This is a genomic window from Paraburkholderia sp. A3BS-1L (assembly GCF_051125215.1).
GTDB lineage: Bacteria > Pseudomonadota > Gammaproteobacteria > Burkholderiales > Burkholderiaceae > Paraburkholderia.
In genome coordinates, this window is sequence record NZ_CP120442.1 from 474,433 (window position 1) to 487,551 (window position 13,119).

A 13,119-nucleotide genomic window follows, 5' to 3' on the forward strand; every position below is an offset into this window, starting at 1 on the left:
GGGGCTGCTGAACCTGCCGCAGCCAGCGAGCGCCCCGCCCGGGCTTGTGTCCTGGCTGCGCACGACCGGCCCGGCTGAATCCGCCCGAATCCGCGTTCCCCATCCACACCATGCTCGAAAAATACGTTCCCTCCGACGTCGAATCCGCCGCGCAAGGCGAATGGCGCGTCAGCGACGCTTACCGGACGGCCGAAACGACCGACAAGCCCAAGTTCTATTGCGTCTCGATGCTGCCGTATCCGTCGGGCAAGCTGCACATGGGTCACGTGCGGAACTACACGATCAACGACGTGATGTACCGCTATCTGCGCATGAACGGCTACAACACTCTGATGCCGATGGGCTGGGACGCGTTCGGCATGCCCGCCGAAAACGCCGCGATGGCCAACGGCGTGCCGCCGGCGAAGTGGACCTACGACAATATCGAGTACATGAAGGGCCAGATGCAGTCGATGGGCCTCGCGATCGACTGGTCGCGCGAAATCGCTACCTGCAAGCCCGACTACTACAAGTGGAACCAGTGGTTCTTCCTGAAGATGCTGGAGAAGGGCATCGCCTACAAGAAGACCGGCACGGTGAACTGGGACCCGGTCGATCAGACCGTGCTCGCCAACGAGCAGGTGATCGACGGGCGCGGCTGGCGCTCGGGCGCGCTCGTGGAAAAGCGCGAAATCCCGATGTACTACCTGCGCATCACGCAATACGCCGATGAGCTGCTGGGCGATCTCGACGGCCTCGGCTGGCCCGAGCGCGTCAAGATCATGCAGCAGAACTGGATCGGCAAGAGCTTCGGCGTGAACTTCGGCTTCCCGTACGAGCTCGACGGCGAGAAGAAGCTGCTGCGCGTATTCACCACGCGCGCCGACACCATCATGGGCGTGACCTTCTGCGCGATCGCGGCCGAGCACCCGCTTGCCACGCGCCTCGCGCAGGAAAAGCCGGAGCTGCTGCCGTTCATCGACGAATGCAAGCGCGGCGGCGTGGCCGAAGCCGATATGGCGACGATGGAGAAGAAGGGCGTCGACACGGGCTTCACGGTCACCCACCCGATCACGAACGAGCAAGTGCCGGTGTGGATCGGCAACTATGTGCTGATGAGCTATGGCGAAGGCGCGGTGATGGGCGTGCCGGGCCACGACGAGCGCGATTTTGCGTTTGCGAAGAAGTACGACTTGCCGATCAAGCAGGTGATCGCGGCGGAAGGCGAGACCTACTCGCTCGACGGCTGGCAGGAGTGGTACGGCGACAAGGAGCGCGCGGTCTGCATCAACAGCGGCAAGTTCGATGGCCTGAACTATCAGCAGGCCGTGGACGCCGTCGCAGCCGACCTCAAGGCGCACGGCTACGGCGACAAGCAGGTCACGTGGCGTCTGCGCGACTGGGGAATTTCGCGCCAGCGCTACTGGGGCACGCCGATCCCCATCATCCATTGCCCGAGCTGCGGCGACGTGCCGGTGCCCGAGCAGGATCTGCCAGTCGTGCTGCCCGAAGACCTCGTGCCGGACGGCACGGGCAACCCGCTCGCGAAGTCCGAAGCATTCCTGAACTGCAAGTGTCCGACGTGCGGCGCCGATGCGAAGCGCGAAACCGACACCATGGACACGTTCGTCGATTCGTCGTGGTACTTCTACCGCTATGCGGCACCCGACGCGAAGGCCATGGTCGACGAGCGTACCGACTACTGGATGCCGATGGACCAATACATCGGCGGCATCGAGCACGCGATCCTGCACCTCTTGTATTCGCGCTTCTGGGCAAAGGTCTCGCGCGACCTCGGCCTCGTGAAGTTCGGCGAACCCGCGAAGAACCTGCTCACCCAGGGCATGGTGCTCAACGAGACGTTCTACCGCGAAGATGCGTCGGGCAAGAAGACCTGGTACAACCCGGCCGACGTCACCGTCACGCACGACGACAAGGGCCGCCCGGTTGGCGCGACGCTCAACAGTGATGGCCAGAGCGTAGTGCTGGGCGGCGTCGAGAAGATGTCGAAGTCGAAGAACAACGGCGTCGACCCGCAAGTGCTGATCGACCAGTACGGCGCGGACACGGCGCGTCTGTTCACGATGTTCGCCGCTCCGCCCGAGCAGCAGCTCGAATGGTCGGGCGCGGGCGTGGAGGGTGCGAGCCGCTTCCTGCGCCGCGTCTGGACGTTCGGCTATGCGAACGCCGCGGCGATCAAGTCGCGCGCGCTGTTCGACGCAGCGGCGCTCAGCGATGTCGAGAAGACGGTGCGCCGCGAAGTGTATGGCGTGCTCAAGCAGGCCGACTTCGACTATCAGCGTCTGCAGTACAACACGGTCGTGTCGGCGGCGATGAAGATGCTCAACGCGATCGAAAGCGCGAAGGGGGCGGGCGCGGGCGTGCAGCGCGAGACCTTCGGCGTGCTGCTGCGCGTGCTGTATCCGGTCGTGCCGCACCTCACGTTCGAGCTCTGGAAGGCGCTCGGCTATGCCGACGAATACGGCACGCTGCTCGATGCGCCGTGGCCGAAGGTCGACGAAAAGGCGCTGGAGCAGGCCGAGATCGAGCTCGTGCTGCAGGTGAACGGCAAGGTGCGCGGCGCCGTCACCGTGGCCAAGGATGCGCCGAAGGACGCAATCGAAGCGGCCGCGCTTGCACACGAGATGTTCGCGAAGTTCGCCGAAGGGCGCGCGCCGAAGAAGATCATCGTCGTGCCGGGCCGTCTCGTGAACGTCGTGGTCTGACATGACGTGCTGGCGGCGGCGCGCGATCAACAGCGCCACCGCCGTTCTGAACCAGGGAGTCCAGGTGATTCGCAGATCGTTCCTGTTACTGGCGGGCAGCGCGCTGATGCTTTCGGCGTGCGGGTTCCAGCTGCGTGGCGAGCAGAATTACGCGTTCAAGCGCCTCGCCGTCGTTGGCGCGTCGGCGCCCGTGACGGCGCGCCTCACGCGCATGGTCGAAGGCGGCAGCGATTCGGTGGTGGTCGACTCGACGGCCAATGCCGACGCCGTGCTGCGCGTGACCGAATCGCGCAGCTTCAGCACGCTTACGCTGAATTCGCTCGGCGTGGTCGAGGAATATCAGGTCAACTATTCGTTGAACTACACGCTCACGGCGCCGGACGGCTCCCCGCTGATTCAGCCGAGCACGATCGCGCTCAATCGCGCGATGACCTATAGCGACCAGTACTCGACTGCGAAGTCCTCCGAATCTGAGTTGCTCTACGCCGACATGCAGAATGACGCCGTCGACCAGCTCACGCGCCGTCTTGCGGTTCTGAAGACCCTGCACCCCACGCCGGCCCAGGTCGTGCCGGGCGTCGCGCCCCGCGCGCCGCTGCCGCCGCCGCCGCTGTGATGCGCGTCTCGTCCTTCTCCTGAAGCGCACCTCATGCAACTGCGACTGGACGCACTCGAGCCGCACCTCGCCAAAGGGATGGCGGGTCTGTACATCGTCTTTGGCGACGAGCATCTGCTCGCCCAGGAAGCGTGCGACCGCATCCGTGCGAATGCACGCGCCGCGGGCTTTACCGACCGTTCGGTGTTCACGGTCGAGCGTGGATTCGACTGGAGTGCGCTGCTTGGCGCAAGCCAGTCGATGTCGCTTTTCGGCGACCGCCAACTGGTGGAGTTGCGCATCCCTTCGGGCAAGCCTGGCAAGGAAGGCGCGGATGCGCTCAAGACACTCGCCGCATCGGCAAAAGCGGCGGCGAACCCCGACGTGCTGACGCTCATCACCCTGCCGCGCCTCGACGCCGCCACGCAAAAGTCCGCGTGGTTTACGGCGTTGGCGGACAGCGGCGTGGCAATCAAGATCGATCCGGTCGAGCGCGCGGCGCTGCCGAACTGGATCGGTCAGCGTCTCGCGCTTCAGGGACAACGCGTGGCGCCTGGCGAGGACGGACGGCGTGCGCTGCAATTCGTTGCTGAGCGCGTGGAAGGTAACCTGCTTGCGGCGCATCAGGAAATCCAGAAGCTCGGGCTGCTGTACCCCGAGGGCGTACTGAGCTTTGAGCAGATTCACGACGCCGTGCTCAACGTGGCGCGCTACGACGTTTTCAAGCTCAACGAAGCGATGCTCACCGGCGACGTCGGGCGCCTCGCGCGCATGCTCGATGGCCTGCAGGGCGAAGGCGAGGCTTCGGTGCTGGTGCTGTGGGCCGTCGTCGAAGAAGTCCGCACGCTCTTGCGCATCAAGCGCGGTGTGGCAGCGGGCAAGCCGCTCGCGATGCTGTTGCGCGAGAACCGTGTCTGGGGGCCGCGCGAGCGGCTCATCGGACCCGCGCTCTCGAGGCTGACCGAGGCGACGCTCGAACGCGGCCTCGCGCTCGCGGCGCGGCTCGACCGGCAGGTCAAGGGGCTTTCCGGGCATTCGCGCGCCGACTGGCGCGACGCGTTGCCGCCCGATGCCTGGGACGGCCTGTTCGAACTGGCGATGACAGTCGCCGCGCCACGCGGCACCGGCGCGCCGGCGCGTTCGGGGCCGTCCGCGCGCGGCGCCGGGGCTTCGGGGCGCGCGCAACTAGGCGGCCCGGCGGCGAGCCCAGCCGCAGCGGCAGCGGCCGCCGCAGCCGCCTCCCGACCGCGCACCGCAGGGCCGGGGCGCAGGCCAGGCTAGTTGTGCTGGCCGGACGTCCGTTCCGGCACCTGCTATCGGCATCGCAAGCGGGCGCGTCGCGCCGCCTGTTCCAGCCCGCTGGTGCGCCGCGCCAGCCTTACCCCATGCCGGCGCATGCTCAGCAAAGCCGGCCGGCTGGCCTTAAAATCGACCTAACCTGAACCACGCAGCCTCATACAGCATCGACCGGTTGCGCCGCATCACGACAGAAACCATGGATATCGAACAGTACATGACCGACCTCGGCCGCCGCGCCCGCAATGCTTCGCGCGCGATGGCCCGGGCCTCGACGGCCGCAAAGAACGCTGCGCTGGAAGCCGTTGCGCAGGCGATCGAGCGCGAGGCGCAGCAACTAAAGGACGCCAACGCCCGCGACCTCGCGCGCGCGAAGGAAAAGGGCCACGATGCGGCGTTCATCGATCGCCTCACGCTCTCCGACAAGGCGCTCAAGACTATGGTGGAAGGCCTGCGCCAGGTGGTGGCGCTGCCCGACCCGATCGGCGAGATCAGCAACCTCAAGTTCCGTCCGAGCGGCATTCAGGTCGGCCAGATGCGCGTGCCGCTGGGCGTGATCGGCATCATCTACGAATCGCGCCCGAACGTGACCATCGACGCCGCAGCACTGTGCCTGAAGTCGGGCAACGCGACCATTCTGCGCGGCGGCTCCGAGGCGCTCGAGTGCAATACGGCGCTCGCGAAGCTGATCGGCGAAGGGTTGGCGGCGGCCGGCCTGCCGCAGGACGCGGTGCAGGTGGTGGAAACCGCCGATCGCGCGGCGGTCGGCAAGCTCATCACTATGACGGAGTTCGTTGACGTGATCGTGCCGCGCGGCGGCAAGAGCCTGATCGAGCGTTTGATGGCCGAAGCGCGCGTGCCGATGATCAAGCACCTCGACGGCATCTGCCACGTCTATGTGGACGATCGCGCCGATCTCGCGAAGGCGCTCACCGTCTGCGACAACGCCAAGACGCACCGCTACGGCACCTGCAACACGATGGAGACGCTGCTGGTCGCGCGCGGCATCGCGCACGAGGTGCTGCCGCCGCTTGGCCGTCTCTATCGCGACAAGGACGTGGAACTGCGCGTGGATGCCGCCGCGCGCGCGATTTTCGCGGACGCGGACATCGGCCCGCTCGTGGACGCCACCGAGGAAGACTGGCGCACCGAGTATCTCGCGCCGGTGCTGGCGGTCAAGATCGTCGACAACCTCGATCAGGCCGTCGAGCACATCAACCACTACGGCTCGCATCACACCGACGCTATCGTCACCGAAGATCACGACCGCGCGATGCGCTTCCTGCGCGAAGTGGATTCGGCGAGCGTGATGGTGAACGCCTCGACGCGTTTCGCCGATGGCTTCGAGTTCGGCCTTGGCGCGGAGATCGGCATCTCCAACGACAAGCTGCATGCGCGCGGCCCGGTCGGCCTCGAAGGGCTGACCTCGCTCAAGTACGTCGTGCTGGGCCACGGCGAGGGGCGGCAATAAGTCGACACGGCGCGTGCAATGCGAGGCGCGCCGCCCTTAATTCGATACGCCAATAACAACAAGGATCGCCGATGCTCTGGGTCAAGACGTTTCACATCGTTCTGATTGCCTCGTGGTTCGCTGGCCTGTTCTACCTGCCGCGCATCTTCGTGAATCTCGCGATGGAAACCGAACCCGCAGCCGTCCGGCGCCTGCTGATCATGGCGCGCAAACTCTACCGCTTCATGACGATGATCGCCGTGCCCGCGCTGTTGTGCGGGCTATGGCTGTGGCTCGTAGTGGGGATCGGCCGCGGTCAGTGGTGGATCCACGCGAAAGTGGGCGTGGTGGTGCTGCTCATCGTTTATCACGCGTATTGCGGGCGCTTGCTCAAGACCTTCGAGCGCGGCGAGAACCGACGCTCCGACAAGTGGTATCGCATGTTCAACGAGCTACCGGTGCTCGGCATGTTGGCGGCGGTGGCGCTGGTCGTCATCAAGCCGTTCTGATTCGCGCTTCTCTCCTTCCATCTTCCCCACCCCTGACGGGCGCTATCAGATGGTGCCCGACTCCTTGCGGCGCATGCGCGCGCCGACGACGCGCCAGCCTGTCAGCTGTGCGGCCCATTCGTCGACTACGCTCGGACTGACGCGCTTTGGATACTTCGGCTCGATGGCATCGGTCTGCCGCAACCAGCTGCGCACCGTGTTTCGGGACAGGCCCGTACGCCTCGCAATCTCGCGCAGCGGGACCTTCTCGCGGAAATATATCCGCCTGATCTTGGTTAATATGCACACCGTGATCACCTTTGAATGCCCTGCTCAAAGATTGAGCAGGGCATTCAATCACGTGGGTCAAAATTCGATGAAAATTTGCGGCTCTAGTCCGCTGCGTCATTGAATTGGCACCGCTCGGATCCGACGCGAAGGTTCGGCATATTTCCACTTGATTGGCTTCGGGTTCTTGTTGTGCTCGCGAATGTAATGCATCAGTTTGCGATCCAGATCCTTCACTGAACTGAAGATGCCGCGCGCGATCACATCGCGCTGGATGCGCGAGAACCAGTTCTCCACCTGGTTGAGCCACGACGAGTAGGTCGGCGTGAAGTGCAGGCGCACGTTGCGATGGGCATCGAGGAACTCGGCGACCCGCTGCGTCTTATGGCTGCTGACGTTGTCGCAGATGACATGGATTTCGCGGCGTTTGGGCTGGCTGGCAACGACGTCGGTCAGGAAGGCCACGAACTGTTCGCTGGTGTGGCGTGCCGCCGTTTTGCCCAACACCTCGCCGGTGGCAGTGTTGAATGCCGCGAACAGACTGAGCGTGCCGTTGCGCTTGTACTCGAAGCCGTGGCTCTCAGCGCGCCCCGGCGACAGCGGCAGCATTCGGTCCTTGCGGTCGAGCGCCTGGATCGCCGTCTTCTCGTCCACGCAGAACACCGCTGCGTGTGCCGGCGGGTTCAGGTACAGCCCAATCACGTCGGCCGCCTTGGCCTCTAAGTCCGGGTCGTTGGAGACCATGTGCCGCTCGAGCTGCTGCGGCTTGATACCGTGCTTGCGCCAGATGCGCTGCACGCTCGAGACCGACACGTCGCCGAGTTCTGCCGCGAGCTTGTAGCTGCTCCAGTTTGTCGAGCCGTCCGGGGGTTTGTGCCTGAGGGTGCGATTGAGCACCCGCGCTTCCAGTCTCGCGGGTGGCACCCTGGGCGCTCGCCCGGGGTGCCGGGCATACATGCCGGCCAGCCGCTCACTGAGGAATCGCGCCGACCAGCGCGCGATGAAGCGAGAGTCACAACCGAGTGTGCGCATGATGCTGTCGCGCGACTCGCCGTCCTCGAGCATCAAGATCAACTTCGCACGTCGCACGTCCGCCGCCCGCACGGTTCGGCTACGCGCGGCCGACTGCAGTTGCTCCCGTTCGATATCTGTCAGATTCATTTTTCCCATGACCTGTATCTGAACACACACGGGGTGCTAATTCAATGACGCAATCGACTAGTGGGGCAGTTCTGCGCGGACATCAACACGCCACGAGCGGTCCTGTGAAGCTAACGAACGTCGCAAACGCCTCGGAAGCCAGTGACGCCGTGAACCTTGCTCAGCTCGAAGCGATGGGCATGACTGTCGACACCTCCGGCAACGTGACGAATGCGCTCGTGGCCTACGACGACACGTCGAAGTCCTCGATCACGCTGGGCGGCGCCGGTTCGAACACACCGGTTGCCATCCATAACGTGGCGAACGGCGTAACGGCCAACGACCCAGTGAACGTCGCGCAGCTTCAAGCGATGGGCGCGATCGTGGACAGCTCGGGAAACGTGACGAATTCGTTGGTTGCTTACGACGACGCGACGAAGGGTTCGGTAACGTTCGGCGGCATTGGCGCGACTGCACCGACCGGTCAAGCCGCACAACGTCGCTGCGGGCGCTGTCACGGGTGCGCAGTTGTACGCGACGAACGTGGAAGTCTCGAACCTGAACCAGGCCATTCAGAACATCAACATCACCGGTCCTGAATACATGTCGACCAACTCGACGAGCGACCCGGATTCGGCCACGGGCTCCAACTCGATCGCGGCGGGCGGCGGCGCAACGGCAACGGGCGCGAACTCGACTGCAATGGGCGAGAAGGCCGCGGCTAAGGCGGACAACTCGGTCGCGCTGGGTGCGAACTCGGTGGCGGACGAGGCGAACATGGTGTCCGTTGGTTCGGCGGGTAACGAGCGCCGGATCACCAATGTCGCAGCGGGCGTCAACCCGACCGACGCGGTCAACATGGGGCAGTTCCAGAGCAGCATGAATTCGCTCCAGAGCGGCTTGAGTTCCGTGGCGCGTAATGCCTACGGTGGCGTCGCAGCAGCAACCGCGCTGACTATGATCCCGGACGTCGACCAGGGCAAGACCATTGCGCTCGGTGTCGGTACGGCCAACTTCCAGGGCTACCAGGCGGCTGCAATCGGGGCAACGGCCCGCATCACCTAGAACATCAAGGTGAAGCTGGGCGGTGGCTACGCAGCAAGTGGCGGGGCTACCTACGGCACGGGTATGTCGTACCAGTGGTAAGTGTCTGATGGCAATCCGGGAGCGGGACATCCGCTTCTGGTGAGCAAGGACACCGCTATTGCCAGGCCCGTAGTTTCGGCCGAAAAAAAAAGCGGACTCCTTCGTGAGCCCGCTTTTTCTATTGGGGGCACGATTTTCGGCGCATCCGCTCGCGCGATGTGTTTAGCTGTTCGCGTCCAGCCGGCGCCGCGCGATGATGTCCTTCGCGTTGGCGAGCTTTTCGGCTAGTGCCGGGCCTCGCTGCAGCGCCACACCCACCGCAAGAATGTCGCCTATCGCGAGGTGCGAGGTGCGCGAGGTCATCGGCGAGAAGACGTCGGTGTCTTCGTCGACATTCGCGTGCAGGCCCACGCTCGCGAGGCGCGCAAGCGGCGAGGTGCCGTGCGTAATCGCGATCACCTTCGCGCCGCGGTCGAGCGCTGTTTGCGCCGCATCCACCACGTCGCGCGTGCGTCCGGTGTTCGAGATGGCGACGACCACGTCGCCCGGCCCGAGCAGCGCCGCCGACATCAGGAATGTGTGCGGATCGGAATAGGCGACGCTCGGCATGCCGAGTCGAAAGAACTTGTGCTGCATGTCCTGCGCCGCGATGCCGGACCCCCCCGCGCCATAGAACTCGATGCGCGATGCCTTGGCGAGCAGGTCGATAGCGGCGCCGAGCGCGTCCGTGGAGAGGTTGTTGCGCACTTGCACGAGTGCGCCGATCGTCCGGTCGAGCACTTTGGCCGCGACACCGGACACGGGCTCGTCCGGGCTCACGTCGCGGTAAACCGCAGGCATTTCCGTGGGCAGATCGGCGGCCACGGCTTGCGCGAGGCGAATCTTGAACTCCCGGAATCCCGAGAACCCGAGTGCGTGGCAAAAGCGCGCGATGGTCGGCTGGCTCACGCCCGCACGTTGCGCGACCTCGGTCATGGAAAGGTCAAGCAGTTCTCGCGGTGCTTCGACGATGTAATCGGCGAGCTTGCGCTCGGACGGGCGCAACTGTTCGTGGATGGCCTTCACTTGGGACAGCAGCATCGGGAAACTCGCACTATGCTGAAAGATCCGCTGACAATAGCGGGGCGATTGGTTTGTACAAAAACTACAAGAATCGTTGGGAAGATGCAAGCGGGGTTTAACCGGAGTAAGGCATATTCCCGCAAATATCGGATGTTCAGGGTTTGCATGATTCAGTTTCCCAGGCAAAACTGGGATTGCGGGCTTGTAGTTTTTCTACTAACATCGCCGCATCGCTGACCGGATCGCGCGATGTGTCCCCGAGCGTCCCGCGAGATAAAAATGGAAGGAGATTCGATGGTTTCCCCGCATTCGCAGTTGATGAAGGTCACGCGGCGCGTGATCGAGCGCAGCAAGCCGACACGCGAGGCCTATCTCGCGCGCATTGCAGCGGCGCAGGGTCATTTCCCGGCGCGCGGCGCGCTGTCGTGCGCGAATCTCGCGCACGGTTTCGCCGGTCTCGAAGGGCGCGACAAGATCGCCATCAAGGCGATCCGCGAGCCTAACATCGGCATCGTCTCGTCTTATAACGAGATGCTTTCGGCGCACGCCCCCTACAAAGATTTCCCCGACATCATCAAGATGGCCGCTCGCGAAGTGGGCGGCGTCGCGCAGTTCGCGGGCGGCGTGCCCGCGATGTGCGACGGCGTCACGCAAGGCAATGCCGGCATGGAGCTGTCGCTATTCTCGCGCGAAGTGATTGCGATGAGCACGGCCGTGGCGCTCACGCACAACATGTTCGACGCGGCGCTGTGCCTTGGCGTGTGCGACAAGATCGTGCCGGGCCTCTTGATCGGCGCGCTGCAATTCGGTCATCTGCCCACGATTTTCGTGCCTGCCGGCCCGATGACGAGCGGCATCTCGAACGACGACAAAGCGAAGGTGCGCCAGAAGTTCGCGACGGGCCAGTGCGACCGCGAGGCGCTGCTCGAATCCGAGGCCGCGGCATACCACGGCCACGGCACCTGCACGTTCTACGGCACGGCCAACAGCAATCAGATGCTGATGGAGGTCATGGGCCTGCATCTGCCGGGTTCGGCGTTCATCCATCCGCACACGCCGCTGCGTGACGAACTTACGGCAGCGGCTGCGCGCCGCGTGCTCGAGCTCACCGTCGAGCGCGGTAATTACACGCCGATCGGCCACGTGATCGATGAGAAGGCGGTGATCAACGGCATCGTCGCGCTGATGGCGACGGGCGGCTCGACCAACCATACGCTGCACCTCGTGGCGATGGCGCGCGCGGCGGGCATCATCATCGACTGGAACGACTTCGACGAGCTTTCGGCTGCGGTGCCGCTGCTCGCGCGCGTCTATCCGAACGGCAAGGCCGATGTGAATCATTTCCATGCGGCGGGCGGCATCGCCTTTCTCGTGCGCGAGCTGCTCGACGGCGGCCTGCTGCATGAAGACGTGAAGACGGTGGCGGGCGAGGGCCTGCGCCACTACACCGAAGAGCCGAAGCTGCTCGACGGCAAGCTCACGTGGGTGCCGGCGGTCGAGAAGAGCGCCGATACGGCCGTGCTGCGTCCGCTTCCCGAGCCGTTCCAGCCAGACGGCGGCCTACGCCTGATGCAAGGCCGCATCGGCCGCGGCGTCATCAAGATTTCGGCGGTGGCGCCCGACCATCGCCTCGTGCGTGCGCCGGCCATCGTGTTCGAATCGCAGGAGGCCGTGCAGGAAGCGTTCGATCGCGGCGAACTCGAGCGCGATTTCGTGGCCGTCGTGCGCTTCCAGGGCGCGCGCGCCAACGGCATGCCGGAGTTGCACCGCCTCACGCCGCTGCTCGGCGTGCTGCAGGACAAGGGCTTCCACGTCGCGCTCGTGACCGATGGGCGCATGTCGGGCGCGTCAGGCAAGGTGCCGGCCGTGATCCACATTTCGCCCGAAACGCTGCTGCATGGGCCGATCGGCAAGGTGCGCAATGGGGACATCGTCGTGATCGACGCGGTCGCGGGCGTGCTGGACGTGGAGGTGGACGAGGCCGAGTGGAACGCGCGTCCCGTCGCGCAGCCCGCGCACCAGGAAAGCAACGAAGTGGGCTTTGGCCGCGAACTGTTCGGCGTGTTCCGCGCTGCTGCCGCGCCCGCGGAGCTGGGCGCGTCGGTGTTCGGATCGCTCGTCGGTGAAGCGCCGGCCACGCCGGCTGCTGCCACCGCTGCAGCACGCGCGACGCACTAGGCGACGCACTGAGCGGCGCGAACAGCACGACAAACTGAATTCATCATCAAGGAGCCTGATCATGGCAACAAGCACGGTGGCCGACATTGTCCGCCTCGGCCCGGTGATCCCGGTGCTGGCATTCGACACGCCCGAGCAGGGCGAGCACGTTTCGCGCGCGCTGCATGTGGGCGGCGTGAAGGTGCTGGAGATCACGCTGCGCACGGCGGCCGGTCTCCAGGCAATCGAGCGTGCTGCGCAGATCGCGCCGGACATCGTCGTAGGCGTGGGCACGATCACGAAGCCCGAGCATTGCGCGCTAGCAAAAAAGGCCGGCGCGCAGTTCGGCGTCTCGCCGGGCCTCACGCGCGAGATTCATCAGGCATCGCTCGATGCGGGGCTGCCGCTGCTGCCCGGCGTCATGACGCCGACGGACATCATCGTGGCGATGGAGCTCGGCTACGAGATCGTCAAGTTTTTCCCGGCGGTGCCTGCGGGCGGCCTCAACATGCTGCAGGCCTTCCATGGCCCGTTCCCGACGCTCAAGATCTGCCCCACGGGCGGCATCACCGCCGAATCGGCGATCAACTTCCTCGCGCTGCCCAATGTGGTCTGCGTGGGGGGCTCGTGGCTCACGCCGAAGGCGGCGCTCGCCGCCCAGGACTGGGCTGAAGTGACGCGCCTTGCGCGCGCCGCGAGCGAGCTGTCGCGCCCGGTGCGCTGACGTTGCATGTGGCGGGCGGTATTCCGGACGTTCGCGCCCCGGTTCTGTTGCATCCGCGAGCCGCGCAGGCAGCGCCCTTCGGGGCGCATGGCCTGCGCGGCTCGACTGTCTTGCGCCCGTTTTTCACG

The 13,119-nt window shown here is 65.0% G+C and carries 10 protein-coding genes and 2 pseudogenes; 9 read left to right on the top strand and 3 right to left on the bottom strand.

Going from position 1 to position 13,119, the window contains the following annotated elements:
* Nucleotides 1–110: 110 nt before the first annotated feature.
* The 5 genes from leuS to P5W99_RS02170 all read left to right on the top strand — a co-directional run bounded on the left by leuS (nucleotide 111) and on the right by P5W99_RS02170 (nucleotide 6,555).
* Nucleotides 111–2,705, top strand: a complete 2,595-nt coding sequence (gene leuS, locus P5W99_RS02150; RefSeq protein WP_421042563.1) for a leucine--tRNA ligase — start codon at nucleotides 111–113, stop codon at nucleotides 2,703–2,705.
* Nucleotides 2,706–2,769: 64 nt separating this feature from the next.
* Nucleotides 2,770–3,321 carry an LPS assembly lipoprotein LptE gene (gene lptE / locus P5W99_RS02155; protein ID WP_421042562.1) on the top strand — a complete coding sequence of 184 codons (552 nt, stop codon included), beginning with the start codon at nucleotides 2,770–2,772 and terminating at the stop codon, nucleotides 3,319–3,321.
* A 33-nt stretch (nucleotides 3,322–3,354) separates the two neighbouring features.
* A complete protein-coding gene (gene holA, locus P5W99_RS02160; protein ID WP_421042561.1) occupies nucleotides 3,355–4,581 on the top strand; it encodes a DNA polymerase III subunit delta in 1,227 nt (408 codons plus the stop codon).
* A 214-nt stretch (nucleotides 4,582–4,795) separates the two neighbouring features.
* Nucleotides 4,796–6,067 (top strand): glutamate-5-semialdehyde dehydrogenase, encoded by a 1,272-nt coding sequence (locus P5W99_RS02165; protein ID WP_421042560.1) that lies wholly within the window; start codon nucleotides 4,796–4,798, stop codon nucleotides 6,065–6,067.
* 71 nt (nucleotides 6,068–6,138) lie between these two features.
* On the top strand, nucleotides 6,139–6,555 hold the full coding sequence (locus P5W99_RS02170) for a CopD family protein (RefSeq protein WP_421042558.1): 417 nt from the start codon (nucleotides 6,139–6,141) through the stop codon (nucleotides 6,553–6,555).
* Between the two features lie 93 nt (nucleotides 6,556–6,648).
* Here the strand turns inward: P5W99_RS02170 and P5W99_RS02175 are convergent.
* Nucleotides 6,649–6,843: pseudogene (locus tag P5W99_RS02175) on the bottom strand (helix-turn-helix domain-containing protein); the annotation flags it as partial.
* A 96-nt stretch (nucleotides 6,844–6,939) separates the two neighbouring features.
* The gene (locus tag P5W99_RS02180; protein WP_434661628.1) at nucleotides 6,940–7,992 is read right to left on the bottom strand and encodes an IS630 family transposase; all 1,053 of its coding nucleotides are present in this window, start codon (nucleotides 7,990–7,992) and stop codon (nucleotides 6,940–6,942) included.
* A 95-nt stretch (nucleotides 7,993–8,087) separates the two neighbouring features.
* Between P5W99_RS02180 and P5W99_RS02185 the strand changes: the two genes are divergently transcribed.
* Both P5W99_RS02185 and P5W99_RS02190 read left to right on the top strand, forming a co-directional pair.
* On the top strand, nucleotides 8,088–8,561 hold the full coding sequence (locus P5W99_RS02185; RefSeq protein ID WP_434661630.1) for a hypothetical protein: 474 nt from the start codon (nucleotides 8,088–8,090) through the stop codon (nucleotides 8,559–8,561).
* Nucleotides 8,562–8,598: 37 nt separating this feature from the next.
* A pseudogene (locus tag P5W99_RS02190) lies at nucleotides 8,599–9,108 on the top strand (YadA family autotransporter adhesin); the annotation flags it as partial.
* Nucleotides 9,109–9,270: 162 nt separating this feature from the next.
* Here P5W99_RS02190 and P5W99_RS02195 read toward each other — a convergent pair.
* The gene (locus P5W99_RS02195) at nucleotides 9,271–10,128 is read right to left on the bottom strand and encodes a MurR/RpiR family transcriptional regulator (RefSeq protein ID WP_421023011.1); all 858 of its coding nucleotides are present in this window, start codon (nucleotides 10,126–10,128) and stop codon (nucleotides 9,271–9,273) included.
* A 276-nt stretch (nucleotides 10,129–10,404) separates the two neighbouring features.
* Here P5W99_RS02195 and edd point away from each other — a divergent pair, with 276 nt between their 5' ends.
* Together edd and eda are read left to right on the top strand one after the other, a co-directional pair.
* Entirely contained in the window at nucleotides 10,405–12,288 is a 1,884-nt protein-coding gene (gene edd, locus P5W99_RS02200) for a phosphogluconate dehydratase (RefSeq protein WP_421042555.1), read from the top strand.
* Nucleotides 12,289–12,349: 61 nt separating this feature from the next.
* Nucleotides 12,350–12,991: a bifunctional 4-hydroxy-2-oxoglutarate aldolase/2-dehydro-3-deoxy-phosphogluconate aldolase gene (gene eda / locus P5W99_RS02205; RefSeq protein WP_421073484.1), complete on the top strand. Its 642-nt coding sequence runs from the start codon at nucleotides 12,350–12,352 to the stop codon at nucleotides 12,989–12,991.
* The last annotated feature ends 128 nt before the right edge of the window (nucleotides 12,992–13,119 follow it).